Source organism: Microbacterium sp. ZW T5_45, assembly GCF_044987415.1.
Classification (GTDB): Bacteria; Actinomycetota; Actinomycetes; order Actinomycetales; family Microbacteriaceae; genus Microbacterium.
The window spans coordinates 1-26,241 of sequence record NZ_JBJDRJ010000015.1 but is presented as its reverse complement, the minus strand read 5'-3'; the positions used below and the strand labels follow the sequence as shown (position 1 = coordinate 26,241).

General features: G+C 69.7%; 27 protein-coding genes. 8 read left to right on the top strand and 19 right to left on the bottom strand.

What is annotated here, in order from left to right; genetic code table 11:
- Positions 1-26 precede the first annotated feature (26 nt).
- Positions 27-791 carry a glucose 1-dehydrogenase gene (locus ACI3KS_RS09850; protein ID WP_404917719.1) on the bottom strand — a complete coding sequence of 255 codons (765 nt, stop codon included), beginning with the start codon at positions 789-791 and terminating at the stop codon, positions 27-29.
- A gap of 62 nt (positions 792-853) precedes the next feature.
- On the opposite strand from ACI3KS_RS09850, the gene ACI3KS_RS09845 reads away from it, so the two are divergent.
- The gene (locus ACI3KS_RS09845; RefSeq protein WP_404917717.1) at positions 854-1,561 is read left to right on the top strand and encodes a FadR/GntR family transcriptional regulator; all 708 of its coding nucleotides are present in this window, start codon (positions 854-856) and stop codon (positions 1,559-1,561) included.
- A gap of 112 nt (positions 1,562-1,673) precedes the next feature.
- Here ACI3KS_RS09845 and ACI3KS_RS09840 read toward each other — a convergent pair whose 3' ends face one another.
- Positions 1,674-2,693 carry a LacI family DNA-binding transcriptional regulator gene (locus tag ACI3KS_RS09840; RefSeq protein ID WP_404917715.1) on the bottom strand — a complete coding sequence of 340 codons (1,020 nt, stop codon included), beginning with the start codon at positions 2,691-2,693 and terminating at the stop codon, positions 1,674-1,676.
- A gap of 173 nt (positions 2,694-2,866) precedes the next feature.
- On the opposite strand from ACI3KS_RS09840, the gene ACI3KS_RS09835 reads away from it, so the two are divergent.
- Both ACI3KS_RS09835 and ACI3KS_RS09830 read left to right on the top strand, forming a co-directional pair.
- A complete protein-coding gene (locus ACI3KS_RS09835) occupies positions 2,867-3,427 on the top strand; it encodes a hypothetical protein (RefSeq protein ID WP_404917713.1) in 561 nt (186 codons plus the stop codon).
- Positions 3,424-4,197, top strand: a complete 774-nt coding sequence (locus tag ACI3KS_RS09830) for a hypothetical protein (protein ID WP_404917711.1) — start codon at positions 3,424-3,426, stop codon at positions 4,195-4,197. Before ACI3KS_RS09835 ends, ACI3KS_RS09830 begins: the two co-directional genes overlap by 4 nt.
- A 277-nt stretch (positions 4,198-4,474) precedes the next feature.
- Here ACI3KS_RS09830 and ACI3KS_RS09825 read toward each other — a convergent pair whose 3' ends face one another.
- Genes ACI3KS_RS09825 through ACI3KS_RS09800 form a run of 6 tightly spaced genes read right to left on the bottom strand, consistent with a single transcriptional unit; the run spans position 4,475 to position 9,756 of the window.
- The gene (locus ACI3KS_RS09825) at positions 4,475-5,695 is read right to left on the bottom strand and encodes an aspartate transaminase (protein WP_404917709.1); all 1,221 of its coding nucleotides are present in this window, start codon (positions 5,693-5,695) and stop codon (positions 4,475-4,477) included.
- Entirely contained in the window at positions 5,692-6,441 is a 750-nt protein-coding gene (locus ACI3KS_RS09820; RefSeq protein ID WP_404917707.1) for a 4-carboxy-4-hydroxy-2-oxoadipate aldolase/oxaloacetate decarboxylase, read from the bottom strand. The genes ACI3KS_RS09825 and ACI3KS_RS09820 overlap by 4 nt, the downstream gene beginning before the upstream one ends.
- Positions 6,438-7,193 carry an SDR family oxidoreductase gene (locus tag ACI3KS_RS09815; protein WP_404917705.1) on the bottom strand — a complete coding sequence of 252 codons (756 nt, stop codon included), beginning with the start codon at positions 7,191-7,193 and terminating at the stop codon, positions 6,438-6,440. Before ACI3KS_RS09815 ends, ACI3KS_RS09820 begins: the two co-directional genes overlap by 4 nt.
- A 60-nt stretch (positions 7,194-7,253) precedes the next feature.
- Positions 7,254-8,276 carry a biotin-dependent carboxyltransferase family protein gene (locus tag ACI3KS_RS09810; RefSeq protein WP_404917703.1) on the bottom strand — a complete coding sequence of 341 codons (1,023 nt, stop codon included), beginning with the start codon at positions 8,274-8,276 and terminating at the stop codon, positions 7,254-7,256.
- Positions 8,273-8,983, bottom strand: coding sequence for an allophanate hydrolase subunit 1 (locus ACI3KS_RS09805; RefSeq protein WP_404917701.1), 711 nt, complete (start codon positions 8,981-8,983; stop codon positions 8,273-8,275). The genes ACI3KS_RS09810 and ACI3KS_RS09805 overlap by 4 nt, the downstream gene beginning before the upstream one ends.
- Complete coding sequence (locus tag ACI3KS_RS09800; protein ID WP_404917699.1) at positions 8,980-9,756, bottom strand: LamB/YcsF family protein; 777 nt, start codon at positions 9,754-9,756, stop codon at positions 8,980-8,982. Before ACI3KS_RS09800 ends, ACI3KS_RS09805 begins: the two co-directional genes overlap by 4 nt.
- A 301-nt stretch (positions 9,757-10,057) precedes the next feature.
- Between ACI3KS_RS09800 and ACI3KS_RS09795 the strand changes: the two genes are divergently transcribed.
- On the top strand, positions 10,058-11,116 hold the full coding sequence (locus tag ACI3KS_RS09795; protein WP_404917697.1) for a D-2-hydroxyacid dehydrogenase: 1,059 nt from the start codon (positions 10,058-10,060) through the stop codon (positions 11,114-11,116).
- A 181-nt stretch (positions 11,117-11,297) separates the two neighbouring features.
- Here the strand turns inward: ACI3KS_RS09795 and ACI3KS_RS09790 are convergent, their stop codons facing one another.
- From ACI3KS_RS09790 to ACI3KS_RS09760, 7 genes are all read right to left on the bottom strand, one after another.
- Positions 11,298-14,402: a hypothetical protein gene (locus ACI3KS_RS09790; RefSeq protein ID WP_404917695.1), complete on the bottom strand. Its 3,105-nt coding sequence runs from the start codon at positions 14,400-14,402 to the stop codon at positions 11,298-11,300.
- 176 nt (positions 14,403-14,578) lie between these two features.
- Positions 14,579-15,130, bottom strand: coding sequence for a HutD family protein (locus ACI3KS_RS09785; protein WP_404917693.1), 552 nt, complete (start codon positions 15,128-15,130; stop codon positions 14,579-14,581).
- A gap of 11 nt (positions 15,131-15,141) precedes the next feature.
- Positions 15,142-15,483: a P-II family nitrogen regulator gene (locus ACI3KS_RS09780; RefSeq protein WP_404917691.1), complete on the bottom strand. Its 342-nt coding sequence runs from the start codon at positions 15,481-15,483 to the stop codon at positions 15,142-15,144.
- Positions 15,484-15,510: 27 nt separating this feature from the next.
- Positions 15,511-16,782, bottom strand: coding sequence for an ammonium transporter (locus ACI3KS_RS09775; protein ID WP_404917689.1), 1,272 nt, complete (start codon positions 16,780-16,782; stop codon positions 15,511-15,513).
- Positions 16,783-16,868: 86 nt separating this feature from the next.
- Positions 16,869-18,128: an allantoate amidohydrolase gene (locus ACI3KS_RS09770; protein ID WP_404917687.1), complete on the bottom strand. Its 1,260-nt coding sequence runs from the start codon at positions 18,126-18,128 to the stop codon at positions 16,869-16,871.
- Positions 18,128-19,324, bottom strand: a complete 1,197-nt coding sequence (locus ACI3KS_RS09765; protein WP_404917685.1) for an FAD-dependent oxidoreductase — start codon at positions 19,322-19,324, stop codon at positions 18,128-18,130. The genes ACI3KS_RS09770 and ACI3KS_RS09765 overlap by 1 nt, the downstream gene beginning before the upstream one ends.
- A gap of 28 nt (positions 19,325-19,352) precedes the next feature.
- Positions 19,353-20,507 (bottom strand): tyramine oxidase subunit B, encoded by a 1,155-nt coding sequence (locus ACI3KS_RS09760; RefSeq protein WP_404917683.1) that lies wholly within the window; start codon positions 20,505-20,507, stop codon positions 19,353-19,355.
- 148 nt (positions 20,508-20,655) lie between these two features.
- On the opposite strand from ACI3KS_RS09760, the gene ACI3KS_RS09755 reads away from it, so the two are divergent.
- A complete protein-coding gene (locus tag ACI3KS_RS09755) occupies positions 20,656-21,564 on the top strand; it encodes a LysR family transcriptional regulator (protein WP_404917681.1) in 909 nt (302 codons plus the stop codon).
- Between the two features lie 92 nt (positions 21,565-21,656).
- Here the strand turns inward: ACI3KS_RS09755 and ACI3KS_RS09750 are convergent, their stop codons facing one another.
- Entirely contained in the window at positions 21,657-22,220 is a 564-nt protein-coding gene (locus ACI3KS_RS09750; protein WP_404917679.1) for a TetR/AcrR family transcriptional regulator, read from the bottom strand.
- A gap of 58 nt (positions 22,221-22,278) precedes the next feature.
- On the opposite strand from ACI3KS_RS09750, the gene ACI3KS_RS09745 reads away from it, so the two are divergent.
- Entirely contained in the window at positions 22,279-22,599 is a 321-nt protein-coding gene (locus tag ACI3KS_RS09745) for a DUF952 domain-containing protein (RefSeq protein ID WP_404917677.1), read from the top strand.
- 23 nt (positions 22,600-22,622) lie between these two features.
- Here ACI3KS_RS09745 and ACI3KS_RS09740 read toward each other — a convergent pair whose 3' ends face one another.
- Positions 22,623-23,141 (bottom strand): hypothetical protein, encoded by a 519-nt coding sequence (locus ACI3KS_RS09740; RefSeq protein WP_404917675.1) that lies wholly within the window; start codon positions 23,139-23,141, stop codon positions 22,623-22,625.
- Between the two features lie 25 nt (positions 23,142-23,166).
- Positions 23,167-23,337, bottom strand: coding sequence for a hypothetical protein (locus ACI3KS_RS09735; RefSeq protein ID WP_404917673.1), 171 nt, complete (start codon positions 23,335-23,337; stop codon positions 23,167-23,169).
- Between the two features lie 190 nt (positions 23,338-23,527).
- Here ACI3KS_RS09735 and ACI3KS_RS09730 point away from each other — a divergent pair, with 190 nt between their 5' ends.
- The gene (locus tag ACI3KS_RS09730; protein ID WP_404917671.1) at positions 23,528-24,505 is read left to right on the top strand and encodes an aldo/keto reductase; all 978 of its coding nucleotides are present in this window, start codon (positions 23,528-23,530) and stop codon (positions 24,503-24,505) included.
- Positions 24,506-24,625: 120 nt separating this feature from the next.
- Here the strand turns inward: ACI3KS_RS09730 and ACI3KS_RS09725 are convergent, their stop codons facing one another.
- Positions 24,626-25,528 (bottom strand): helix-turn-helix transcriptional regulator, encoded by a 903-nt coding sequence (locus tag ACI3KS_RS09725; protein ID WP_404917669.1) that lies wholly within the window; start codon positions 25,526-25,528, stop codon positions 24,626-24,628.
- Between the two features lie 17 nt (positions 25,529-25,545).
- Between ACI3KS_RS09725 and ACI3KS_RS09720 the strand changes: the two genes are divergently transcribed.
- Positions 25,546-26,040, top strand: coding sequence for a cyclophilin-like fold protein (locus tag ACI3KS_RS09720; protein WP_404917667.1), 495 nt, complete (start codon positions 25,546-25,548; stop codon positions 26,038-26,040).
- Positions 26,041-26,241 lie beyond the last annotated feature (201 nt).

Genomic DNA, 26,241 nt, shown 5'->3' with positions numbered 1-26,241 from the left:
GCTGTGACGAATGCTCTGCCGGGCGGTCAGACGACCGCCGTCATGCCGCCGTCGACGAAGATGTTCTGACCGGACACGAAGCTCGACGCGTCGGACGCCAGGTAGAGCAGGGTGCCGCTGAGCTCGCGGAAGTCGCCCCACCGGTGCGCCGGGGTGCGGCCTATCAGCCACGAGTTGAACTGCTCGTCCTCGACGAGGGCCTTGTTCATCTCGGTGGCGAAGTATCCGGGCGAGATCGCGTTGACCTGGATGTCGTAGCGGGCGAGATCGGCGGCCATGCCCTTAGTGAGCGAGGCCACTCCGCCCTTCGATGCCGAGTACGGCGCGATGGTCTGGCGGGCGAGCAGCGACTGCACCGAAGCGATGTTGATGACCTTGCCCGAACCGCGCTCGACCATGCCGGGTGTGACGAACCGCGAGACATAGAACATGCTCGACAGGTTGCTCGTGACGACGGCATCCCAGTCCTCGATCGAGAACTCGGTGAACGGCGCCCGGCGCTGCACTCCGGCGTTGTTGACGAGGATGTCGGGCACGCCGTGCTCGGCGATGACCTCGCCGATCGCACGCTCGACATCGGCCGCGTCGGTCACGTCGCAGCTCACCGTGGCGGGCGTCGTTCCCGTGCTCTCGGCGATCGCGTCGCGGGTGGCGGCGAGCGCCTCGGCGTCACGGCCGTGCAGGATCACGCGCGCACCGGCCTCGGCGAGCGCCTCGGCGAGCGCGCGGCCCAGGCCTCGCGACGAGCCGGTGACGAGGGCCAGCCGGCCGGTGATGTCGAAGATCGACATTGCTCCTCCTATTAAGTCTGCCTTTTAAATATGTAATCATACTTTTAACGGGAGGAGAACCCATGGCGGAGAACGTGCTCAACGTGCTGGGTCGTCGGATCACCGACGGCGAGCTTCCGGCCGGTGCCGTCTTCACGGTCGCGCAGATCGAGGAGGAGTTCGGCGCCGCACGCTCGGTCGTGCGCGAGGCCATCGGCGTGCTGGGCAGCATCGGCATGGTCGAACCCCGCCGCCGGGTCGGCGTGATCGTCACCGCGCAGGACCGCTGGGATCCCTACGATCCGCACCTGATCCGCTGGCTGCTCGGCGGGTCTCAGCGCAGTGCCCACCTCGAAGCGCTCATGGAGCTGCGCCTCGCCGTCGAGCCGCTCGCCGCGCGCCTCGCCGCCGACCGCGCGACACCCGACGAGCGCGCCGATCTGCTGCGCCACGCCGAGGTGCTGCACCAGCTCGGCGAGCGCGGTCAGGGCAACACGCAGGGCTATCTCGAGGCGGACATCGCGTTCCACAGCACGCTGCTGCGCGCCTCGGGCAACCCGTTCCTCGCCGGGCTCGCGACGCCGGTCGCCGAAGTGCTGCGCGGCCGCACCGAGTTGGGACTCACCCCGGGCCGCCCAGCTGCCGGCACGCTCGAAGACCATGTCGCGACCGCCAGGGCCATCGCCTCGCACGACGCGACGACCGCGAGCAGCCGCTCGACAGCGCACCTCGAGACCGTGCGCCGCGAGGTATCGACGGACGGAACGACGGATGCCGAGGCAGGGGACTGAGCCGATGCTCGCGGCGCACCTCGGGACTCCGCGCGCTTCGGCGCTCTACCGGCAGAGCCACGGTCCTCGGCCGCAGCGCCGCAGCCTCGCAGCATCCGCTCTCCGGCCGCCTCTAGGACGCCGCGGGCCCCGTCGAGTCGCGCACGGTGAGGTGGGCGGGCAGCCGCTCGTCGCGCGGACGCGGCGAACGAGAGGTGAACTGGCCGATCAGCAGATTCGTGGCCTCGTGCCCGGCTCTCTCGCCCGAGGTCGTGATCGTGGTGAGCGAGGGGCTCGCGATCTCGGCGCTGGCGATGTCGTCGCAGCCCACCACACTGATGTCCTCGGGAACCCGCACCCCGCGCTGACGGAACCGCATCATCGCGCCGATGGCCAGCGTGTCGTTGAAGAACATCGCCGCCGTCGCGCCACTGAGGCGCACGGCATCCGCCGCCGCGGCCCCGGCGGTGAGCGAGGGATGGAACGCCCCCAGCGGGAGGAGCTCGACCTCGAGTCCCTCGACCGCTCCCTCGAGGGCGCGGATGCGCTCGCGGTCGGTCCACGAGGTCTGCGGTCCGCGCACGTAGGCGATGCGCCGGTGGCCGAGCGAGGCGAGGTAGTTCAGGGCCTCGACCGCCGAGGAGGGCGTGTCGATCACGACGCTCGAGATGCCGGGGACCGTGCGGTTGATGATCGTGAGCGGCACGGCATCGCCGATCGCGCGCAGGGCCGCGTCGCTCGCGCGAGGCGACGACAGCACGACGCCGTCGACCGAGCGCGAGAGTTCCTTGAGCCAGTTCAGCTCGACGTGCTCGGAATCCTCGGTGTTGACCAGCAGGAACAGGAAACCGGCGGCCTGGCTCTGGGCCTGGCTGCCGCGGATGAGGTCGTGCACGAACGGGTTGACGAGGTTCGGCACGACGAGTGCGATGGTGCCGCGGGCTCGCCGCTCGGGTCCCTGCGGCAGCGTGGCCGAGGCGTAGCCCATCTCGATCGCCTTGCGCGAGATCTTCTCGTACATCGCCGCGCTGACCCGACCGGGGTTGTTGAGCGCGCGCGACACGGTCGACGGGGCGACGTCGCACGCACGGGCGATGTCGGTCAGGTTGACGCGACGGGCGAAGCGGCGCTCCGGGATCATCTGCACCTCCATGGCACGGCTGTTGCCATATTGTGCCACGATTCTGCGTTTCTCACTGCACCCCGCCTAGCAAAGCGAGCAGAGTCGGCACACGAATGGCACGTCGCTCGAACCTCGCCGGGCGCCCCGGATAGCGTGTTCGCCGACAGTGACGCGACGACTGCGACGATCGAGGGAGGCGACTCGTGATCCACTCGGGAATCGAGGACCCCTGGTTCGCCGGCCTCACCGTCGACCCGCTCGCCCTCGGCCCCACGGCGATCCTGATGGGAGCATCCGGGGCCGTACGTCTCGACGTCGCCGACCGTGTGGCCGCCCGCCTCGGTGCCGAGGTGATCGACGCCGAGGCGCTGCATCCGCCCGAGACGCTGGCGAAGGTGCTCGGCGGTGATGCGCTGTACGGCGACGAACGCCGCATCTGGCTCGACGAGATCGCCGTCCGTCTGCGGCGACCCCGCCCTGCGGGTTGCGTGGTCTCCTGCTCGCCGCTGCGCTACATGCATCGCCGCGTGCTGCGGAGATCCGCACCTCAGGCTCTGTTCTTCCGCCTCGATGACGCCCCCGGAGAGAGGACCGGCATGCCCCTGATCGGCTCGGAGCAGTTCTACACCACCGACGGCTTCCGCCGGCAGGAGCAGGGCGTCGTCGTGCCGTGCAGCACCCCCGCACGCGCGGCCGCCACGATTCTTCGGCATCTGTCGGTGATGCGCGAAGACGCGGTCGTGGGCCAAGGGGGCCGGGCATGAACACGACGACGTTCGGCCTGCACGGCTCGCCTGCGGGATTCGACGAGGGATGCCGCACCGCCGCGCAGTGCCCGCATCACCGCGACGACGAGTGGCTCACGTGCGCGGAGGCGGTCATCCGCCGCCGCGGCGACCGCCAGCTCAGCCGTCTGCCGCGCACGCAGCCGATCGCCCGGCATCCACGCTCGGTCGTTCCTGCAGCGGAGCGCGTCGTCGTGTCTGCGGCCGAGTCGGGGCCGGAACCTGCGGATGCCGCGCCGCGACCTCTGCGCTCGGCCCGGCACGGCACCATGTGGCAGTACCGACAGGGATGCCAGGACGACCGCGCCTGCCCGAACTGGACGCAGGGCCGTGTCACGTGCGCCGAAGCGCGTCGGCGATATGTGGCGAAGTGGCGGGCCGACCGGCTCGCCGGGGTGGGGTCCGCCTTCGAGCACGGCACCTCGAACGGCTACCTGCTCGGCTGCACCGATCGACGCGCCTGCCCTGGCGACGCCGAGGGGACGACGTGCTCGGAGGCGCGCAGCCGGTATCGCGAGCGGCTGGCGCGCGCCGCCGGCATCGCGCCGCGGGCCGAGACGATCAGCGCTGCGGATGCCGCCCGCACGGTGCGCGCGTGGGTCGAACAGGGTCGCAGCATCCGCGAGATCGCGCACCTCACCGGCTGCGGCCGCACGACCATCGCCGAGCTCGCGGCCGCTGACGAGGCGAAGCGGAGGCGCCGGGTGACCCCGCGGACGATGCAGCTCATCCTGGCGGCATCCGCCTGAGGCCGGCCGCTCGGTGGCCCGGTTGACGTGCCGGCCCTCGGCCGGTGCCGCGCTCCGGTCGGGTGCCGCGCTCCGGCCCCGGACCCGGCCACCGACCCGGTGCGATCTCGCCGAGCCGGTGCCCTAGCTGCGTCGGGAGGACACGGGGTCGACGGGAGGACACCGGGTCGACGCGAAGACACCGGGCCGACGCGAAGACACCGGGTCAGTGCCGCACCCCGAGAACGCCGAAGGCCCGCCGCGAGAGCGCGACGGGCCTTCGGACGACGAGCGCAGATCACTGCAGCTGCGACACCGCCTTCGCGATGGCCTCGCCGCTGGCCTCGATCGTCGCGAGGTCGGTCGCGAACGACATCCGGAAGAAGGGCGCGGCACCGTAGGCGGAGCCCTGGATGACGGCCACACCGGCGACGTCGAGCAGGAAGAACGTCACGTCCTGGTCGTTCTCGAGCACCTTTCCCTCGGCCGTGCGACGACCGATCAGGCCGCTGCAGTCGACGAACAGGTAGAACGCGCCGTCGGGCGAGATCGGGGTGAGCCCGTCGATCGCACCGAGCAGCGCGACCGCACGGTCGCGACGCTCGCGGTACACGGCCACCGACTCCGCCACGAACGACTGATCGCCGACGAGCGCCTCGACCGCCGCCGCCTGGGTGATCGACGAGGGGCACGACGAGGTCTGCGACTGCAGCAGGTTCAGGGCTTTGATCACGGCGGGATCGCCCACCGCGTAGCCCAGACGCCAGCCCGTCATCGCGTAGCTCTTCGAGACGCCGTTGATCGTCAGCACCCGGTCGCGGATCGCGGGCGCCGCCTCGGCCAGCCCCACCGCGCGCTCGTCACCGAACACGATCTCGTCGTAGATCTCGTCGGTCAGCACCCGCACGTGCGGAGCCTCGGCCAGCACGTCGCCGAGAGCCTCGAGCTCGCCCCTCGTGTAGAGCACACCCGTCGGATTGCTCGGCGCGTTCAGCACCACCCACTTCGTGCGGGGCGTGATCGCGGAGCGCAGTGCCTCGGGCGTCACCTTGTAGCGGTCCTCGGCGCGCGTCTCGAGGATCACCGGGGTGCCGTCGTTCGCCCGCACCATATCGGGGTACGAGACCCAGTACGGCGCCGGGATGATGACCTCGTCGCCCTCGTTGAGCGAGGCGGTGAAGGTCAGGTAGATGACCTGCTTGCCGCCGCCGCCGACCGTGATCTGCGAATCCTCGTACCGGATGCCGGTGGTGCGCAGCATCCGCTCCCGGATCGCCTCGCGCAGCGCGACCGTGCCGTTGACGGGCGTGTACTTCGTCTGGCCCGCCTCGATCGCGGTGATCGCGGCCGCCTTGACGTTGCGCGGGGTGTCGAAGTCGGGCTCGCCGACCGTCAGGTCGAGGATCGCACGACCCTGTGCCTTCAGCTCGCGCACGCGCGCCGCGGCGGCGGAGCTCGGCGACTCCTTGATCCGCTGGACGCGCGCGGCCGGCTCGAACGCGACGGATGCCGCGCTCACGGACGTGCTCCGAGACCGTGGTCGGGGTCGATGTCGTCGATGTCGGTCGTGAGGCCCTTGGCGCGCAGCACGTCATGCAGGTTGCACAGGTCGATCGTCGTGCGGCCGGCCTTGTAGAGCTCGATGAGCTCGGACTCGTGGTCCTCGCGGGCCTCAGAGAGGGCGGCGACCTGGTCGATCTCGTCGCGGCGCACGATCACGACGCCGTCGGCGTCGCCGACGACCGCGTCGCCCGGGTAGACGAGCTGGCCGCCGAAGACCAGGGGCTGGTTGATCGGCCCGAGGGTCTCCTTCACCGTCCCGGTGATCGAGACGCTGCCCGAGAACACCGGCAGGCCCAGCTCGCGCAGCGAGGCCGTGTCGCGCACGCCGCTGTCGGTCACGACCGCCGCGATGCCCTTGGCCTTGGCGGCGTTCGCGAGCACGTCGCCGAACGTGCCGGCCTGGCCGAGCTCACCGGCCGAGACGAGGATGACGTCGCCCGCCTGTGCGTAGTGGATCGCGACCTGCAGCATGAGGTTGTCGCGCACACCGCCGACGACCGTGAACGCCGAGCCCGAGAAGCGCATGCTGTGGTCGACGGGCTTGATGCGGGAGTCCACGGCACCACGACGGCCCTGGGCCTCGTGGATGCTGGCTGAGCCGAAACGTCCGAGGTGCTCGAGCGAGGCGGCATCCGGTCGCTCGATGCGCGTCGTGATGTGCGGCGGGAAGGTCAGGGGACGAGGGGTGGTGGCGGTGCTCATGCTTCTCTCCGGTCGAAGGTCAGGCCCCCGGGGACCTGGAAGGTGGGCATGATCTCGATCAGGCCCAGGTTGACGTGGCGGGGTGCGTCGAGGGCGAAGTCGATCGCCGCGACGATGTCTTCGGTCTTCAGCGACTCGTAGCCCTCGTAGTAGGTGTCCCAGGCCTCTTTCATGGCCTCGGGCGAGCCGCCGAGGTTGCGGCCGAAGATCTCGGTCTCGACGCGACCGGGGCAGACCTCGGTCACGCGGATACGCTTGCCGACGGTGTCGTTGCGCAGCTGGCGCGAGATCTGGTGCACGGCCGCCTTGGTGGCGTGGTACGCGGTGTGGCCGAAGAAGTTGTAGAGGCCGGCGATGCTCGAGATGTTCACGACGTGGCCGAGATCGCGCTCGACCATTCCCGGCAGGAGCAGTCGCGAGAGGTGCAGCACGGCGCGCAGGTTCACGTCGACCATCGCGTCGACCGTGCCGCGCTCGACGTCGAGGATGTTCCCGGGCGCGCTGACGCCGGCGTTGTTCACGAGGATGTCGATCTCGAGATCGCCGAGCTCGCGCTCGATCGCGTCGACGTCGGCGAGGTCGACGACGTGCGGGATCGCCCCTGTGCGCTCGGCGAGGTCGGCGAGGCGGGCGGCGTCACGCGCGACCGCGTGCACGGTCAGACCCTTCTCGCGCAGCTTCGTGACCGTCGCCTCGCCCATACCGGTCGAGGCGCCCGTCACCAGCGCGGTGCGGTAATCGCTGTAGGTCATGTCGGACCTTCCTTCTCTCTTCGTCGACTTCTTCTCGGCGGCACGGGTGCGGCCCGCGCCTCAGTTCTCGCTCGCGACAGCGACGGGTGGGACGGATGCTGCGGGCGCCAGCCCCGTCGCACCGATGCAGGCGTACACGGTCGCGACCCGCTCGCGCAGGTGCTCGAGGCGGTCCTGCCAGACGCGCGCGTCTCGCGCGGCCTGTTCGACCGTCACTCTGCGGAAGACCACCGAGGTCTCGGGGCGGGCCTGCCCCAGGGTGTCGAGCGAGGTCGAGGTGACCACCGCCAGCACCGGGTACCCGGCGGTCACACCGCGGCCGCGGTGCAGGATCAGCAGCTCGTCGCCCGGAGGCACCTCGACCGCGCCGACCGGCACCCCGCGCGAGATCATCTCGTCGCTGCGCACCCGTTGGGGCAGCGCCCCCGAGAGCCGCAGGCCGATGTGATTGCTGCGGGTGCTGACCGTGTACGGCGCCTCGAAGAGTCGGCCGGACGTGCCGGCGAACTCGTCGATGTCGGGGCCGTCGGTGACGTCGATGTACGCGGTGTCGCCGAAGTACGGGCGGTCGACCTCGAAGTTGAACAACGAGATGCCGAAGTAGGGGTTGATCGGCGCGGGCGTCGTGCTGCGCAGCGCGACCCTGTCGCCGTCGGCCAGCGTGGTGCCGAAGCCGATCACGGTGTCGGGCGCGCAGCTGCCGAGCAGCGTCGGCACATCGAACGAGCCGTGCACCGCGACATAGGTGCGCATGCCGCCGGTCATCGACGACAGCCGCACCTCCTGCCCCGCGAGCACCGGGACAGGCTCCCACATCGGCCGCTCGCAGCCGTCGACCGTGACGTCCATGGTCGCGCCGGTGACCGCGATGAGGATGTCGACCGAGGGCGCGAAGGCGATGTCGAACGCCATGGCCTCGATCACGGCATCCGTCTCGTCGTTGGCGACGAGGATGTTGGCGACGCGCGCCGAGTACTGGTCGAGCGCGCCGTTGACCGGCAGGCCGAGGCCGGGACCGGTGAGGCGGCCGAGGTCGGTGACGGTCGAGCGTCCGGCCGCGACGACCGCGAGTTCGGCGATCATGCGACACCTTCCGAGGGGGCGAGACGGATGCCGCGGAGCTCGGCGAAACGATCGGCGTCGATGCGCTCGAACCGGAGCAGATCGCCGGGTTCGTAGGGCACGAGGCGCTCAGCGGTGAGGTCGAGCACGGTCAGCGGGGTGTTGCCGATCAGCATCCAGCCGCCGGGAGCGGCCGCCGGGGTGATCGTGGCCTGACGTCCCGCGAGCGACACCGCGCCCTGAGGAACGTGAATGCGCGGGCTCTTGAGCCGTGGCACGGGAACAGGCAGCCGCGGCCCGTCCAGCATGGGCGATCCGCCGGGGGCGCCGAGGCAGCGGATGACGTACGTCGGGGCGCTGTGCGCGTCGACGACCTGCTCCTCGGTGAGGCCGGTCAGAGCGGCGACGTCCGCGAGGTCCTCACCGTCGTAGAGCACCGGCACGACGAACGTCCGCGGGTTCTCCAGGAGCGGAGCATCGAGGTCGACGTCGCCGAGCAGGGCGATGATCACGGCCTGCACGGCGGCACTGCTGGTGACGCGGGCGTCGAACTCGACGAGCACCGATTCGTACGTGGGGATCGCCGTGATGATGCCCTCGATGCCGTTGCCGGTGATGGCGCGGGCGATCTTGTGCACGAGCACCCAGTCGCGTTCGCGATCTCCGGTGGTGCCGGTGACGCGCACCGCGCTCTCGCCGGTGGCCCGGATGGTCGCGATGCTGCTCATGCGCGCAGCGCCTCGGCGTCGAGCGGGGCGATCTCGATACCCGCGGCTTCGAGATCCGCCCGGATGCGCCGCGAGAGCGAGACCGCGGTCGGGGTGTCGCCGTGCAAGAGGACGGTGTCGACCGTGACGGGGATCGGAGTGCCGTTCACGCTCTCGATGACGCCCTCGAGCACCATCTTCACGGTGCGGGCGGCGACCTCTGCCGGGTCGTGGATCACCGCTCCGGGCTGCGACCGCGGCACGAGGGTGCCGTCGTCCTGATAGGCGCGGTCGGCGATGCCGACGATGCCGACAGCGAGTCCGGCCGTGCGTGCGGCATCCGCCAGCTCTCCGTCCTGGGCGAGGACGATGAGACCGTCGTCGAACCCGCGGACCGCGTCGACGACGGCCTGCGCGTAGTCGGCACGGGTCGCGACGAGGTTGCCGAGGCGTCCGTGCGGCGCGACGTGGGCGATGCGACTGCCGTGGTGCGCCGCGAAGGCCGCGAGCGCGCCCATCTGGTAGGTGATGTCGGTGCGGACCTCGTGGGGCGTGAGATCCATGGCGCGGCGGCCGAATCCGACCAGGTCGGGGAAGCTCGGGTGCGCTCCGATCGCGACGCCGCGCTCGACGCAGCCGATCACGGTGCGGTCCATGATGCGCGGATCACCGGCGTGGAAGCCGCAGGCGACGTTGGCGGAGGTCAGAACGTCGAGGAGGGCCTCGTCGTCGCCCATGCGCCAGTCACCGAAGCCCTCGCCGAGGTCTGCGACCAGGTCGATTCTGCGAGTCACCCGGGGGCTCCTTCCCTCGTTGGCCGCCTCACCGGGGCGGTGAGAGCAGAAGCACGCTACCGACTCTCGTCCCTGGCGCGGCAGGGAGCAACTCGGTTTGCCAATTCTGTGCCGCGCTGGTCATCTGCCCGCTCAAACAGGCCATGGTGCGGCGAGAAGGGTCGGATGCTGTGGCACAGAAGTTGCCACGAGTACCCCCGGCGAGCGGATCCCCGGTGTGCGAGACTACCCAGCGAACCCGCTCGCTCTGCGCTCCCCGCGCTCACGATCGAAGATGCTCACCGTCGAACAGAGGAACGAGATGAACAGCACCCCCGAGCGCCTCCGCGCCGTCATCGCCACGGATCTTTCAGAGGAGTTGTCCGCGGAGCTCGACGAACTGCTGCCGTCCGTCGAGGTCGTTCGCGACTCCTCGGTCGTGCGGCCCATGCGCTGGCCGGCCGACTGGGGCGGCGACCCCGCGCACGAGCGCACCCCCGCGCAGCAGCAGGCCTTCGACGAGCTCGTCGACTCCGCGGACGTGCTGTTCTCGATTCCGGATGCCGATGCGGCGGCGCTCACGCGCACCGTGCGGTCGAACCCGAAGCTGCGCTGGGTGCACATCATGGCCGCCGGCGGTGGCGCGCAGGTCAAGGCCGCCGACCTCACCGCCGAAGAGCTCGAGCGCGTGACGTTCACGACGAGCGCCGGAGTGCACGGCTCGACCCTCGCGGAGTTCGCCGTGTTCGGTGTGCTCGCCGGCGCCAAGCGCCTGCCCGAGCTGCAGCGCGCGCAGAGCGAGAAGGAGTGGGCCGATCGCTGGCTCATGAAGCACCTCGACGAGATGACCGTGCTCGTGATCGGGCTGGGCGGCATCGGCAAGGCAGTCGCGACGCGTCTCTCGGCGTTCGGAGCGACGGTGTGGGGCACGAGCCGTTCCGGCGCTCCAGTCGACGGCGTCGACCGCCTGGTCTCGCTCGACGAGCTGAACGACGTGGTGGCGGAGGTCGACGCGATCGTGGTGACCCTGCCGGGCACCGACCAGACACTGCACCTCGTCGGAGAGGAGCTGCTGCAGAACGTCAAGCCCGGCGTCATCATCGCCAACGTCGGTCGTGGCACCGTGATCGATGAGACCGCACTGCTCGCGGCCCTCGACGACGGCCGGGTCGCCTATGCCGCGCTCGACGTCTTCGAGGTCGAGCCGCTGCCGGCATCCAGCCCGCTCTGGGAACACCCGAACGTGCTCGTCAGTCCGCACACCGCCGCGCTGTCGGAGCAGGAGGATCGCCGCATCGTGCGCCTGTTCGCCGACAACGCCCGCCGGTTCCTTGCCGGCGAGCCGTTGCGCAACGTCGTCGACACGGTCGAGTTCTACTGAGATCTGTCGGTGGCTCACTCCGTCGGCGCGAGGGCCACTTTGCAGGCTCAGGTCCCCTGACCGGCGCCTGCATTCCGTACATCGCGTCGGCAAACCGACCGACGTGACCGCCGCAGAACACCCCGGAACGCCGAGGGGCCGGCCGGAGCATCAGCTCCGACCGGCCCTCACGTCAGTCGACTCAGTTGTCGGCGTGCGTCCGACGACGAACCAGCAGGATCACTCCACCGGCGATCAGCAGCAGCAGCGCTCCGCCCGCGACGGGCAGGAGGTTCGCTCCACCGGTCGTGGCCAGCGGCGCTCCGGGCGTCTCGACGTTCGCCGACGACGAGCCAGAGGCGATCGGGTCGCCACCGGGCGTCGTGCCGCCGGCGGTCGCGGTGTTGCGGATCGAGCCGCGGTCGAGGTCGGCCTGCGTCACCGCGTAGGTCGCGGTGCAGGTGACCTGCGCGCCGGGTGCCAGCGACTCGGCCGTGGCCGGGCAGGTGACGGCCGACAGCGTACCGGTCCCGGTGAACTCGCCCTCCGAGACGGTCACGTCACTGATCGTCACGTTGCCCGTGTTTGTCACGAGGAACGAGTACGTGATCGCCTGACCGACCGTGGTCGCACGGTCGACGCTCGCGGTCTTCACGACGTCGAGCGCGGGAGCCGAGACACCCGGGACGACGACCTCGGACTCCGGCGCCTCGGGGGCCGGAGTCTCGGGGTTCGGCGGGGTGCCCGTCGCGCTGGCGGTGTTCGTCACACCGCCAGCGTCGATGTCGGCCTGCACGACGGTGTACGTCGCGGTGCAGGTGACCTGTGCGCCGGGAGTCAGAGAAGCGGATGCCTCGGGGCAGACCACCTCGGACAGCTCACCCGCACCCGAGAACTCGCCCTCCACGACGGTGACGTCGCCGAGCGTGACGTTGCCGGTGTTCGTGATGAGGAAGGAGTACGTGATCTCCTGACCGACGACGATGTCCTCCTGTGCAGCCTCATCGGCCGTCTTCACGACCGTGAGCGCCGGAGCCGCGGGAATCTCGACCGTGACCTCATCGGACGGCGACACGGGTGCCGGAGTCTCGGGGTTCGGCGGGGTGCCCGTCGCGGTGGCGGCATTGGTGATCGAGCCGGCATCCACGTCCTCCTGCGTCACGACGTACGTCGCGGTGCAGATCACGTCGTCGCCGGGAGCGAGCGATGCCGCACCCTCGGCGCAGACGACGTCGGACAGCTCGCCGGTCCCCGAGAACTCTCCCTCGGCCACTGAGACGTCGCTGAGCGTGACGTTGCCGGTGTTCGTGATGAGGAACGAGTAGGTGATCGTCTCACCTGCGACGGATGCCGTCTCGGAGCTGGCGGTCTTGTCGATCGTCAGCGCCGGAGCGGCAGGAACCTCGACGGTGACCTCGTCGGACGGCGACACGGGCGTCGGCGTCTCGGGGTTGGGCGGAGTGCCCGTCGCGGTTGCGGCATTGGTGATCGACCCGGCATCCACGTCGTCCTGCGTCGCGACGTATGTCGCGGTGCAGGTCACGTCGTCACCCGGGGCGAGCACTGCCGCCTCGGCGGGGCAGACGACCTCGGACAGCTCGCCGGTCCCCGAGAACTCGCCCTCGGTCGCGGTCACGTCGTAGAGGGTGACGTTGCCGGTGTTCGTGATGAGGAACGAGTACTCGATCTCATCGCCCGCCGCGGAGATGGTCTCCACGTCGGAGGTCTTGTCGATCGTCAACGCCGGTGCGGCGTCGACGGACGGGATGCTGACCTCGGACTCCGGGGAGACAGGGGACTCGCCCTCGGGCGAGGTGCCCGTCGCGGTGGCGGCGTTCGTGAGCACACCGGCATCCACATCCGCCTGCGTCACCACGTAGGACGCGGTGCAGGTCACGTCGTCACCGACGGCCAGCGACTCCGCACCCGCGGGGCAGACGATGTCGGACAGTTCGCCAGTGCCGCTGAACTCGGTCTCGGTGACCTCGACGTCGGTGAGCGGGACGTTACCCGTGTTCGACACGACGAAGGAGTAGTTCACGGTCTGGCCGACCACGAAGTCGCCCTCGGGGTTCGCGGACTTCACGACGCGGATCGCCGGAGCCTGCGGAACGAACTCGACCGTGGTGTCGGCCGGCGGGTTCAGGCCCGTGCTCGTGATGTTGTCGGGGCCGTTGGTGAACGAGCCGGCGACCGGAGAGGTCACGTCGACCGACACGGTGCACGAGGCCTGGCCGGCGTTCAGGTTGCCGGAGGCGGTGATCTCCGTGCCGCCGAGCGGCGCGTCGACGACCCCTGCGGAACACGTGGTGCTCGCGGGGCCCGCGATCGTGAGGCCGGCGGGAAGTGCGTCGGTGAAGGACCAGCCGTTCTTCGCCGCGAGCTCATCCGTGTTCGTGACCGTCAGAGTCAGCGTCGAGGTGAAGCCGGCGACGACCTGAGCCGGGCTGAACACCTTGTCGAGCTGCGGGGTCACGTCGAGGATGCGGATGTTGTCGAACGCTGCGTCGTTGCCGACACCCGATCCGTTCGCGTTGGTCATCCGGATGCCGAGCTCGGAACCGTTGAAGAGCACCGAGCCGTTGGACGTGTAGGTGCCGACGTTGATCGCACGAGTGGGCAGCGGGCCGATCGCCGGCACCGTCTCCGTCGTCCCGGACGAGCAGGCGTTGAGGATGCCTCCGACCGGGGTGGCCGCGCCTGCCTGGTTGAGGAAGGAGAACTGGTAGAGCGGAGCCGAGACGCCGCAGTTCACGGCGGCGGTGTCGACGCTGAACGTCAGGAATCGACCCGATGCGGATGCCAGCGTGATGTTGTCGACGGTCTCGAACTCGACCGCGTTCGCGCCGGGGTTGTTCTCGGTGTAGGCCGCGACGACATCGTTGGCCGCCGGGTTCGCCGTACCGGCGTGAGCGCCGAGCGCGTAGGCGAGCTGGCGGAGGTTCGCCGAGTCGCCCGAGGCCACACAGTTGCCGAGATCGGTGAACGGGATGTTGAAGTTGACGATGATGCCGTTGCAGTTCGTCAGCCACGCGGGATCCGCGGTGTAGGTCTGACCGGTCGCACCGGTGTAGTTGGTGAGCAGGACGGGAGTGGTCCCGGCACCGTTCTCGAAGTCCTCCTCGAAGACGACGGAGTTGGCCTGCGGCACCCCGGGCGTACCCGGAGCGGCCTGGGCTGCGGATGCGACGCCCATCAGTGAGGCGCCGGCGAGGGCTGCGACTCCGAGGGCGGCGACGGCGGATCGGCCGACGGACCTCGTGCGAGCCCACGAGCGCAGGCGCGCGCGGACGGTTGTTCGTGACATGGGTGTTCCCTCCCCGGAACGCGATGAAGTCAGGAGTGAGCGCCGCATGCGGGTCCGGATTGGGGTCAGGAACCGCTCAGGCAGCTCCCCGCCAGTTAACAGGAAAAATATCGGTATGACTATCGGGGAGAGGAAATCGATTCAAATCGGTCGACGGTCCCCGCGGCATCCGCTGGTCATCGCCGCGACCACACCACCCCGCTGAGCCGCATCACCGCGACGACGGCGTCGGCCTCAGCGCGTGCACGCACCCCGGGCCCGGGCACGACGACGGCACCGACCGGCAGCAGGTCACCCGAGACGAGGACCCTCCCATCCAGCACGACCAGCGCCTCGACGTCGGCGGGCAGCGGACCAGCACCTCGATGGATGCTCCAGTCGATGCGGCCGCTCGACCGTCGCGTCATGAAGTTCACGACCGACACCCGCTCGCCGTCGGTCTGAGCGATCACGTGATCCTCACCGCGGAACGCCGCCCCCTCGAACCGCCCCACCGACCGTTCGATGCCCTCGATCTCGAGCGTCACCCCCGAGGGCGACAGCGGGATCAGCACCCGATCGGCGCCGAGGAACGGCGAGAACGGCATCCGTCCGTCGATCTCGGCGAGGCTGATGCGCCAGGCCGCCCGCGCGGCGAGCACCCGCGTGACCCCGAGGCCGTTGGCCCAGGGTTCGGGTTCGACGTCCGCCGGACGGACGACTCCGAGGTCAGCGCGGGTGCGGGTCATTCGTACCTCCGTCAGCGGATCGCGGTCGGGCCGGTCTCACCGGTGCGGACGCGGATGACCTGCAGCACGTCGGTGACCCAGATCTTGCCGTCGCCGATGGCCCCGGTGCGGGCGGCCTCCTGGATGGCGGCGAGCGCCGCCTCCAGCTCCTCGTCGGCGACCACGGTCTCGATCGTGATCTTGGGCAGGAAATCGACCTTCACCCGCTGCGAGCGGTAGACCTCGACCTTGCCCACCTGGGCGCCGTGACCCTTCGCGTCGTAGATCGTCATGCCGGTGACCCCGACCTCGGCGAGCGCGTCCTTGACGGGCTCGAGGGCGCTGGGCTGCACGACGGCGGTGATGAGCTTCATGTTCGTGTCCTCTCTCGTGACCCGCGCTCAGGAGCGCACGTCGTCCAGGTCGTAGGCGGTCTCTGCGTGCAGCGAGGTGTCGAGTCCGGCGATCTCGTGGCCGTCGCCGACCCGTAGGCCGACGGTGACCTTCAACAGCCAGGCGATGAGCGCGGTCACGACGAGCGTGTAGGCGAACACCGAGACGATCGCGAGCGCCTGGGTGCCGAGCAGGCTCCAGTCGCCGCCGAAGAAGATGCCCGCCGCACCCGCCGGCGAGGCGGGGTCGGCGAGGAAGCCGATCGCCAGCGTGCCGAAGATGCCGGGGAACATGTGGATCGCGACCGCGTCGAGCGCGTCGTCGTAGCCCAGCTTCTCCTTGAGGCTCAGCGTCGCGAAGGCGACGATGCCGGCGAGGAAGCCGATGATGACCGCACCGACCGGCGACACCGAGTTGGCGGCGGGCGTGATGCCGACGAGGCCGCCGAGCACTCCCGAGATCGCTCCGAGCGACGTGGCCGCCTTGCGCAGGATGCGCTCGACGACGATCCAGCCGAGCAGGCCGGCGCACGCCGCGATGAGCGTGTTGGTGACCGCGACGCCCGCGCTCTCGTTGATGCCTCCCGATGAACCTCCGTTGAAGCCGTACCAGCCGACGAGCAGAAGGCCCGCGCCGACCACGGCGATGGGCAGGTTGCCCGGGCGACCGACGTGCGGGAAGTGCCGACGCTTGCCGAGGAAGAACGCGAGCACGAGCGCCGCGACACCGGCGTTCATGTGCACCGCGGTGCCGCCGGCGAAGTCGATCGCGTGCAGACCGTTGGCGATCCAGCCGCCCTTGGTCGATCCGTCTGCGGCGTCGAAGGCGAAGACCCAGTGCGCGACGGGGAAGTACACCAGCGTCGCCCAGAGGCCCGAGAAGATCAGCCAGCTCGAGAACTTCATACGGCCCTCGACCGCGCCGCCGATGATGCCCACGGTGAGACCGGCGAAGATCAGCTGGAAGACGGCGATGAGGATGCTCGGGACGGCGCCCTCCGGCGTTTCGGCGCCGAGCAGGGACTGGATGCCGATCAGTCCGGCCGGGTCGCCGATGAGGCCGGCTCCGCCGACCGAATCGCCGAGCGTGAGTCCGTAGCCGAACAGGACCCAGAGGACGGCCGTGACGGCGAAGCCGCCGAGCACGATCATCATCGTGTTGAGGATGTTCTTGGTGCGTGACAGACCGCCGTAGTACAGCGCGAGTCCGGGCAGCATGAGGGTCACGGCGACGGTCGCGGTGAGCATCCATCCCGTGTTGACCTGGGAGGTGATGTCCATGTCGATCTCCTTTCGTGGTGCGTGTGTGCTGGGGCCCGGAGTGGTGCTCCGGGGTGGTCGCGCCGTCGGGACCGGATCGTTCGGTGTCAGGTGAGCAGGTTCTCGAGCACGGCGGCGAGCGCGTGCACGCCCGCCGTGACGTCTTCGGGACCGGCGGTCTCGGCAGGGGTGTGCGAGGAGCCGGTGGGGTTGCGGACGAACAGCATCCCGGTGGGGATGACGTCGGCCAGGACACCGGCGTCGTGACCGGCACCGGTGTCGAGAACGGGGGCGTCGGGCAGGACCGCCTGCATGCGCGAGCGCAGCGCAGGATCGAACGACACGGTCGGCGAGAACGACTGCTCGGTGACGACGACCGTGCAGCCCTCGGCATCCGCCGCCCGCTCCGTCGCCGCCGTGACCTCGCTGACGATGCGCCGCACGGCGTCCTCGTCGCGGTGCCGCACGTCGATCCAGAGGTCGACGGCCGAGGCGATGACGTTCGTGCCGCCAGGGGTGACCTTGATGCGGCCGACCGTGCCGCGGGCGTCGTCGACGACGAGCGTGTGCGCCCGCAGACTGCGAACGGTCTCGGCGGCGACGACCACGGGGTCGTGGCGGTCGGCCATGCGGGTCGCACCGGCGTGATCGCCGCGGCCCTCGATCCGCACGTGCCAGCGGCCGTGCGCGATGATCGCCCCCGCCAGAGCGACGGGCTGGTCGAGATCGGCGAGACCGCGCCCCTGCTCGACGTGCAGCTCGACGAACGCGGCGATCCCCGCGAGACGCTCGGTGTCCGGGCCGATGGCCGAGGGGTCGAACCCGGCGCCGGTCGCGACGTCGGCGAACGTGCGCCCGCCCTCGTCGGTCAGCGCGCGCACGGTCTCGGGTGCGACGATGCCGGCGATCAAGCGCGAGCCGAGGCAGGCGACCCCGAAGCGCGAGCCCTCCTCCTCTGGGAAGACGGCGAGGGCGAGCGGATGCCGCAGCACCACGCCCTTCTCACGGAGGAGGTCGATCGCGGCGAGCGCGCTCGCGACGCCGAGCGGCCCGTCGAAGTTGCCCCCGCCCGGTACCGAGTCGAGGTGAGAACCGGTGACGATCGCGCCGCGGCGATCGGGCCGGTCGGCGCCGGGTGCCTCGGCCCCACGACGATCCGCGTCGGACACATCCCACCAGGCCCAGATGATGCCGTTGCCGTCGGTCTCGACGTCCAGCCCGCGTGCGCTCGCATGGCTCTCGAACCAGGAGCGCAACTCGAGCTCGGCGGACGAGAACACGGGTCGTGTGTAGCCGCCGCGCTCGGCATCCGCTCCGATCCGCTCGATCTCGGCGAGAAGGTCGTTGGCGTTCGCAGGGGCGCTCATCATCGCACCCCCGCGAAGCTCTGACCGATCGCGCGGAAGCGGTCGGCGGTCTGCTGGGATCCGGCGACGAGGTCGAGCACGAGCTCGCCCAGCAGAGGGGCGAACTTGGCGCCCTGCCCCGAGCACGGCGAGAGGATCGTGACGCCGGCCGCCCGGTCGATGATCATGTCGTCGCGCGGCACGTTCGTGAACAGACAGGTCGTCTCGGCGTACGACTCGGGCACGAGTCCCGGGGTGAACTCCTCGACGAACGCCGTGACCCTGCGGCGGTTCGCCGGGTCGATCAGGCCGTCCTGGTGCGCGGCACCCGGGATCACTCGTCCCCCGTTGTACTCGGCGATCTTCTGCCCACGGAAGTCGGCGTCGCGGCCACCGGGCAGGCTGTAGGTCTGGATCTCCTCGCCCTTGTAGATGAAGGTCGGCCACGAGGTCGCGGCATCCGTCGGCGTCTCGCCGGCGTCGGCGAGCTGCCGATACGGGTAGTGGAACGCGTTCTCCTGCCGTACCTCGAACTGCGGCATCGCGTCGGCGAAGCCGCCGGGCAGATCCAGGTCCGCGAGCAGGCCGGGCAGCCAGCCGCCCGCGGCGACGATGACCTGTTCGGCGTGCACGGTGCGACCGGTCGACGAGGTGACGAGGTAGCCGGTGAAACCATGCCGCACGGACGCGACCTCCCAGCCGGTGCGCACCTGCGCGCCCGCCGCTTCGGCGAGTCGCACCATCGCCTCGACCGAGTGCTCGGCGTCGATCACCCCCGCGCCCGGATGCCAGAGCACCTCGGTGTCGAAGGAGAGCTGCGGCCAGCGAACCGAAGCCTCCGCGCTGCTGAGCAGCTCGTTCTCGACTCCGACCTCGTCGAGCACGCGTGCGAGACCCTGCGGGTCGCGCACGGCGCCGAAGTCCAGTGAGCCGCTCGGCGTGATCAATCGCTCGCCGCTCGCCGCCTCGAGCTCGTCCCAGCCGCGTTTCGCCTGTACGACGAGGTCGGAGTAGAACGCGTCCTGGTAGGCGTAACGGAAGATGCGCGCCGAACCGTGCGAGCTGCCCAGAGCGGATGCCGGGACGTCGCGCTCGAGCACGATCACCTCGGCGCCCGACTGCGCGAGCCGCCAGGCGGCCGCGGCACCGCTGAGGCCCGCGCCGATGATCGCGTAGGTGGCCGATTCGCTCGCGGCGTGCTGTTCTCTGGGATTCACGATCGTGTCTTCCGTGGATGGCGGTCGGTCAGGCCAGGTCGGGAGCGTCCCAGAGGTTGAGCTTCGTGCCGATGCCCAGCTCGAGCGCGTTCTCGTAGACGGTCTTCGCCCAGGCGACATCCTCGACACCCATGCCGCCGACGCTGAAGAGCACCGGCTGCTCGGGGAACTCGCGCCCGGGGGCGGTGCCCTCGAACACGTCGCCGATGTTCACCACGCGCGACTCGTCGAGCTCTCCGGCCTCGATGAGGTCCTGCCAGTAGAGGCCGATCATGCCGAAGGCCGTCTCGTGCGAGGGCGCGGGGTACTCCTCGGCCCACGCCTCGTAGATCTTCTTCGCGTCGGCGATGAGTCGGGCCTTGCCGGAGAGCGTGTACTCCTTGTCCATGCGCAGGTTCGCCGGAAGGCTGAGGAAGGCGCCGGGCTTGATCCAGTCGCCGTCGATGTAGGGGTAGTTCTCGGATCCGACCAGACCCGTGACGGCTTCGGAGACGATGTCGGAGTCGCGCACTGCCGCCTCGACCGTCTCGGCGATCTCGATGGTCGTGAACTGCGGATAGAACTCACGCACGTAGTCGGCGAACGCCTCCGAGGTCGAGCGGCGCCGACCGTTGATGCGGATCGTGTCGAGGCTGGGCCGGGCCGTGGTCATGGCGTGCAGGGCGCTCTTGTTCATGGCGCCGGGACCGATGATGCCCAGCGACGTCGCGTTCACCGGCGCGAGCTTCTTGGCGGCGGCTCCGGGGACGGCCGCGGTGCGATAGGCGCTCTCGAGGTTGCCGGACATGATCGCGAAGGGTGCGCCGGTCTCCTTGTCGTTCAGCACGATGAGGTGGATCGAGCGGGGCAGCCCCTTCTCGCGGTTGTCGACGTTCGATCCGTACCACTTGACCCCCGCGGCGTCGAAGCGGCCGCCGAGGTACGCCGGCATCGCCATGAAGCGCCGGTCGGCGGCATCCAGAGGCATACCGGGGAACGGCGAGGACTGCGGAAAGCTGATCTGCGCACCGTGCGAGTTCGCCGAGCTGCCCGCCATCCGGTAGTCGCCCTTGGCGACGAGGACGAGGACCTCCTCCATGACCTCCATGCAGCGCGCCATGTCCTTGATTCCGGCCGCGATGACCTCGGGCTCGCTCAGGTAGAGCATGTCGATCTTCGTGGTGCCGGCGGTGTCTGCGGTCATGACGGGTCCTCCTGGGAGCGGGTGATGACTCCAGTTGACATTGCGAGACAATCCCTGGTCAAATACGTTTTTCACGTCGGATTGATAGCGTTCTGCTCGCAATCTGGTCGTAACGGGCCGGTAATACGAAGCCCGTATCGTGACCCGGATGGAGCTCCGTCAACTGCGCTATTTCATGGCCGTCGCCGACGAGCTCCACTTCGGTCGGGCGGCGCAGAAACTGCACATGTCGCAGCCCCCGTTGAGCGTCCAAGTGGGTCGCCTCGAACGCGAGGTGGGAATGCCGTTGTTCGAACGGAGCACGCGCCGGGTGGCCCTCACTCCTGCCGGTCGCCACCTGCAGGAGCGCGCGCGGAGGATCCTCGAGGAGGTCGATGCGGTGCGCGCCGAGATGCGCGACTACGTCGATGGGCTCGCCGGTCAACTCACCGCCGGGTTCGTCAGCTCCGCGAACTACACCGTGCTGCCGGAGGTCGTGCAACAGTTCCGCGCTCGTCGGCCCGGCGTCGCCCTAACTCTCGTGCCGCTCACCTCCGGCGAGCAGTTCGATCGGCTGCGCGAGGGGAGCATCGACATCGGCATCGTCCGCGACGAGTTCCCGCCGGTGAGCGGTGCCGCGCCCGCCCTCACGACCGAGGTCGTGTTCGAGGAGCGTCTCGTCGCCTGCCTTCCGGTCGCGCATCCCCTCGCCGGTCGTCTGGAGGTGACGGCCGACGACCTGATCGACGTTCCGTTGATCGCCTATCCACGCGGCCTCATGCCGGGCTACGTCGATCGGGTGAACGCGGTACTCGCTCCGGCCGGCACTCCACGGATCGCCGAGACGGTCGTGCATCAGGAGACGGCGCTCGGCTTCGTCGCGGCGGGCGTGGGCGCCAGCATCCTGCCCGAGTCGGTGCGTCAGCTCGTACCGCCATCGATTGCCGTCGTGCCGATCGCCGGCTCGCCGACCACGCGACTTCTCGCCGCGCGTCGAGTGCTCGACGATGAGAGCGCGGTGTGCGCGGCCTTCGTCCAGTGCCTGCACGACGCGGCCGGAGCACTGCTGGCCCGCTGAGCCTGCGCGCCGCCTCGACTCTCCGACTCGGGCGGGAAACTCACGTTCGGGCTGAAGAAACTGCGCCGATCCCTCAGCCTGAGTGTGAGAACTCAGTCCGAGTGTGCGCGTCGCACCGGCCCCAACTCGAGCAGCGCGAGAGTCGCATCGACATGCGCTTCGACCTGCGCAGCATCCGGAGCTTCGGACAGCCCGAGCAGGCGCCGCCGATGCGGCTCGCCGAGCAGTGCGGCGAAGAGGATCGGCGCGGCATCCGGATCCGGGATCCGGTCCGCGAGGATCCGCTGCGCGCGCGCGGGGCCCTCGTCGTAGAACTCCGCGGCGAGCGCGGCGTCGGCGGCTGCGATGATCGCGCGATGGATGCCGATCGCCTCATCCGAGAGCAGATGCGCGATGATCTCGATCGCCGCGGCGCGCAGGTCGCCTGCGGATGGATCCGTCGGATGCTGCCGCCGCACGGCCGCACGCACCAGACCGGACCGGTCGCCGAAGTCGGCGTAGAGCGTGCGCTTGGCGACGTGGGCCTCGGCCGAGATGCGGTCGAACGTCACGGCGTCGTACCCGTGATCGATCAGCATCCGGATCACGACGTCGACGACGCGCTCGTGCCGCTCGAGTCGCTCGGCGGCCGACGGTCGCCCCCTCTTCCCTGTCATGGGAGTAGCCTATCGTTAAATGCAACGCTTTCGTTTCATTAACTTCCGAGGAGGAGCAGTGGAGACCGAGATCCACCACATCGCGATCCAGGACGACTGGGAGATGAGCCGCGGCTTCGGCGAGTACGCGGTGTCGACCCGTGGCACGCACGTCGACGACGCGGGATTCATCCATGCGACGACCGCCGAGCACGTCGGAGACGTGGTGTCCGGCCGGTACGCCGACCTCGCGCTGCCGCTGCTCGACATCACGATCGACGTCGCGGCCCTCGCGGCGGAAGGGGTCGAGGTCGACTGGGTCGACGGCTCCCCGCGGATCCTCGGCGCACTGCCCATGTCGCACGAGGTCGTCGTGCGCGAGACGCCGATCGCCCGCTGAGGCCCGGGTGCGATGCGCCCCGATCAGTTCAGCCAGCGGTGAGCGAAGACCGAGGCCTCCTCGAAGGACGCCTGTCGCACATGCCTCGTACCGAACTCATCCGGATGAACACCTGAGCGAGGAAGACCCGTGTACGGCAACAGATGCCGCACCCAATCGCGCTCGACGCGCGGACTCCCGAAAGGACCGTTCGCGACGAAGAATCGTTCCGCGCGGGTCGGTCCGGTCCCGAGATAGAGCGTCGCGACGCCGCGGGTGGTCATGGTGCGGGCCTGGGTGACGTGCGCAAGTGGCACGGGCGCTGCGCCGTTGATGCTGATGAGTCCGGTCTGCGGATCGAAAGTCGCGAAGGTGTTGATCGCGATGAGGATCGGACTGACCACGACGGGGATCAGCAGAAACAGCAGCAGCAGAAGCGAGCCGTGAAAGCGTCCGCTGAGGATTCCGAGCAGCGCGGTGAAGAGCGCCATCCCTGCACCGATGCCCATGCTCGCGATGATGCCGCGCCACGGGACAGGTCTTCCGAAGCGCACGATGTTCATGCGGCTCATCCTATTGATCTCATCGTCACCTCTCCGGTCGTCGCCTCGCCATGAGGTCGAAGGCGTCGCGCACGGCATCCGGCGTCGTCTCGATCTCCTCGTAGTAGTGCGTGAACCCGCGGGCGTCCTTGACGACGAGCGAGACGCGGACCGCCTCCCGAGATGCGGTCAGCGGAGCGGGGGATGCTGTGGACACGAGAACTCCTTCAGGTCGACGACGCCCAGGGTGCCGCCTCTGATGAGACTCGACGGACCGCGATTCTTTACGCGGCCCGCCGGATGACCTCCCCAGGCGGCCGTCGCGAGTCTCCTCTCCCCCACCGACATTCCGCCGTCATACTGTTCAGGGCGGCCGCCTCGAGCCGCGACGATGCAAGGAGAAGCGCATGGACAGCGTCAGACTCGGCCGCACCGGACTGCGGATCTCGAAGGTCGTTCTCGGCTGCATGAGCTTCGGCACCGCCGACCGCGGCGCTCACGGCTGGACGCTCGACGAGGAGTCGAGCCGCCCGCTCATCCGTCAGGCGCTCGAGGCCGGCATCACGACGTTCGACACGGCCGATGTGTACTCCGACGGCACGAGCGAGGAGTTCGTGGGTCGCGCTCTCGCCGACTTCGCCCGCCGCGACGAGATCGTGCTCGCGACCAAGGTGCACGGGCGAATGGGACCCGGAGCGAACCAGGCGGGGCTCAGCCGCGCGCACATCCTCTCGGGCATCGACGCGAGCCTGAAGCGACTCGGCACTGACCACGTCGACCTGTACCAGATCCACCGCTGGGATCCCGAGACGCCGATCGAAGAGACCATGGAGGCGCTGCACGACGTCGTGCGCTCGGGCAAGGCGCGGTACATCGGCGCCTCGTCGATGTGGACCTGGCAGTTCGCGAAGGCGCAGCAGGCCGCTGCGGTGAACGGGTGGACGCCGTTCGTGTCGATGCAGGACCAGTACAACCTGCTGCAGCGCGAAGAGGAGCGCGAGATGCATCCGTACTGCCTCGACTCCGGCGTCGGTGTGCTGCCGTGGTCGCCGCTCGCCCGCGGACGCCTCACCCGCGACTGGGACGCGACGACCTCCCGCACCGCGACCGACGCGTTCGGTGCGACGCTGTACCACCGCGAGGAGGAGTCCAACCGTGCGATCGTCGACGCCGTCGCGCGGGTCGCCGCCGACCGCGGTGTGTCCCGCGCTCAGGTCGCGCTGGCCTGGGTCGCACAGCAGTCGGCCGTCACCGCGCCGATCGTCGGCGCGACGAAGGCCGCGCACATCGACGACGCCGTGGCCGCAGTGGAGATCCGGCTCGAAGACGCCGAGCTGCAGGCGCTCGAGGCCGCCTATACGCCCCGCGAGGCCGAGGGCTTCTGACCCGGGCGCGCGGGGGTTCCGCCTCCCCCTGCCCGTGCGTGCCGGCCCGACCCGTGCTGCCGCCCACGTGCGCCGCGGAGGACGGCACCTGCCCGCGGTCGCCTATGGCTACGGCTACGGCTACGCCTTCGCGCGAGCCTCCAGCCCGGCATCCGACGCATCGCTCAGCCCGGAATCCGCCGTCGCCGCCGCCGAGCCGAGCAGCATGAGCGCCTGATGATCCGGGCTCCCGGGCTCGGCGGTGAGAACCGTGAGCTGCACGCCCGGATGCCCCGCAAGGTCGAATCCGTCGAAGCTCAGCGACAGATCGCCCACCAGGTGGTGGTGATATCGCTTGGCTCCGGACTCGAGATGCAGCACATCGTGCGCTCCCCAGAGGCGTCGGAAGTGGTCGCTGCGGGTGGAGAGCTCGCCGACGAGATCGTGCAGCGCCTTGTCGTGCGGGTCACGACCGGCCTCGGCCCGCAGCTGGGCGACGTTGACCCGCGCGATCGCGTCCCAGTCCGGGTAGAAGCGCCGTGCGACCGGCTCGAGGAAGATGAACCGAGCGAAGTTCGGCTGCGGGGTCGTCGCGGTCGTGATGAGCTCGTGCATGAGCGCCCCGCCGAGGCGATTCCACGCGAGCAGGTCGGTGCGCCCGTTGCCGATCAGGGCGGCTGCGGAGTCCATCGAGTCGAGCACCCACTGCACGCTCTGCGAGGGACGCCACAGCGGCGCCGGCTTCGTGGCGGGTCGTGGTCGCGCACCGGCCCCTGAGGCGAGTCGATGCAGGTGCTCGCGCTCCGCGTCGTTCATGCGCAGTGCGCGTGCCAGCCCATCGAGCACCGCGGGCGACGCCCCGCCGATCGCTCCGCGCTCGAGCCTGGCGTAGTACTCGACGCTCACACCCGCGAGTGCCGCCGCCTCGCCGCGACGCAAGCCGGGCACCCGCCGGTCGGAACCGCGCGGCAGCCCGACATCCTCGGGTTCGACGCGAGCGCGGCGCGACATCAGGAAGTCTCGGACCTCTGACTGGTTGTCCATGCGATCAGAGTAGGTCGATGCATCCGCGTCTGGGATGCCCTGTCAGGGCGCGGCAGCTGCGGGACTCCCGAGAGCGGTGGGACAGCGATGTGATCGAGAGCATGAAGAGACGAGCATCCGCATTCCTGGCCGCACTGGCGATGATCCTGCTGACCGCCGCCTGTGCGGTGACGACCCCGGCGACCGCTCCCGCTCGGATCAGCCTGCAGGCGGCGGATGCCGACGATCTGGCATCCGGGCTGCCTACGGTGCTGTCGTTCTCCGACCGGATGGGCACCGCCGTCATCGCTTCGCTCGACGCACCGCTCGACGTGACGGATGCTGCGACACCGGCCGAGTTCCGCGCCGGCGACGTCGTCTATTGGGAGCCGTTGCAGTCGATCATCGTGTTCCTGCACGACGGTCAGGTCGCTCCGACGGGCACCTACCTCATCGGACACGTCGACGAGGGCCTCGGCGAACTCGCCGGCTGCCTGCGCGACTGCCCCGTCTCGTTCGAGAGCCGTGGGTGACCGTCGTGGGACTAAGACTCGAACACGGTACAGGGGCCCGCGAGACCGACGTTTCTGCATGAGACCGACGGCGAGTAGGGCGGCCCGCGTGTCGTGGAGTGTTGTTCTCATTTCCGTTCTGGTTAGGCCGCTTTGGCGGCGGTGGTCCGTGTCAGATGGGCCATCGCTTCGGCTGGAGTGGCGTAGCCCAGGGCTTGATGG

Excerpts from the sequence above, each read along its gene's own strand:
- ACI3KS_RS09815 (WP_404917705.1), bottom strand. The coding sequence starts at position 7,193 with ATGACCTACAGCGATTACCGCACCGCGCTGGTGACGGGCGCCTCGACC.
- ACI3KS_RS09720 (WP_404917667.1), top strand. The coding sequence starts at position 25,546 with ATGCATCCGCGTCTGGGATGCCCTGTCAGGGCGCGGCAGCTGCGGGAC.
- ACI3KS_RS09750 (WP_404917679.1), bottom strand. The coding sequence starts at position 22,220 with ATGACAGGGAAGAGGGGGCGACCGTCGGCCGCCGAGCGACTCGAGCGG.
- ACI3KS_RS09725 (WP_404917669.1), bottom strand. The coding sequence starts at position 25,528 with ATGGACAACCAGTCAGAGGTCCGAGACTTCCTGATGTCGCGCCGCGCT.
- ACI3KS_RS09795 (WP_404917697.1), top strand. The coding sequence starts at position 10,058 with ATGAACAGCACCCCCGAGCGCCTCCGCGCCGTCATCGCCACGGATCTT.
- ACI3KS_RS09780 (WP_404917691.1), bottom strand. The coding sequence starts at position 15,483 with ATGAAGCTCATCACCGCCGTCGTGCAGCCCAGCGCCCTCGAGCCCGTC.
- ACI3KS_RS09760 (WP_404917683.1), bottom strand. The coding sequence starts at position 20,507 with ATGACCGCAGACACCGCCGGCACCACGAAGATCGACATGCTCTACCTG.
- ACI3KS_RS09810 (WP_404917703.1), bottom strand. The coding sequence starts at position 8,276 with ATGATCGCCGAACTCGCGGTCGTCGCGGCCGGACGCTCGACCGTCACC.
- ACI3KS_RS09805 (WP_404917701.1), bottom strand. The coding sequence starts at position 8,983 with ATGAGCAGCATCGCGACCATCCGGGCCACCGGCGAGAGCGCGGTGCGC.
- ACI3KS_RS09840 (WP_404917715.1), bottom strand. The coding sequence starts at position 2,693 with ATGGAGGTGCAGATGATCCCGGAGCGCCGCTTCGCCCGTCGCGTCAAC.
- ACI3KS_RS09755 (WP_404917681.1), top strand. The coding sequence starts at position 20,656 with ATGGAGCTCCGTCAACTGCGCTATTTCATGGCCGTCGCCGACGAGCTC.
- ACI3KS_RS09850 (WP_404917719.1), bottom strand. The coding sequence starts at position 791 with ATGTCGATCTTCGACATCACCGGCCGGCTGGCCCTCGTCACCGGCTCG.
- ACI3KS_RS09730 (WP_404917671.1), top strand. The coding sequence starts at position 23,528 with ATGGACAGCGTCAGACTCGGCCGCACCGGACTGCGGATCTCGAAGGTC.
- ACI3KS_RS09740 (WP_404917675.1), bottom strand. The coding sequence starts at position 23,141 with ATGAACATCGTGCGCTTCGGAAGACCTGTCCCGTGGCGCGGCATCATC.
- ACI3KS_RS09830 (WP_404917711.1), top strand. The coding sequence starts at position 3,424 with ATGAACACGACGACGTTCGGCCTGCACGGCTCGCCTGCGGGATTCGAC.
- ACI3KS_RS09820 (WP_404917707.1), bottom strand. The coding sequence starts at position 6,441 with ATGAGCACCGCCACCACCCCTCGTCCCCTGACCTTCCCGCCGCACATC.
- ACI3KS_RS09775 (WP_404917689.1), bottom strand. The coding sequence starts at position 16,782 with ATGGACATCACCTCCCAGGTCAACACGGGATGGATGCTCACCGCGACC.
- ACI3KS_RS09785 (WP_404917693.1), bottom strand. The coding sequence starts at position 15,130 with ATGACCCGCACCCGCGCTGACCTCGGAGTCGTCCGTCCGGCGGACGTC.
- ACI3KS_RS09845 (WP_404917717.1), top strand. The coding sequence starts at position 854 with ATGGCGGAGAACGTGCTCAACGTGCTGGGTCGTCGGATCACCGACGGC.
- ACI3KS_RS09770 (WP_404917687.1), bottom strand. The coding sequence starts at position 18,128 with ATGAGCGCCCCTGCGAACGCCAACGACCTTCTCGCCGAGATCGAGCGG.
- ACI3KS_RS09790 (WP_404917695.1), bottom strand. The coding sequence starts at position 14,402 with ATGTCACGAACAACCGTCCGCGCGCGCCTGCGCTCGTGGGCTCGCACG.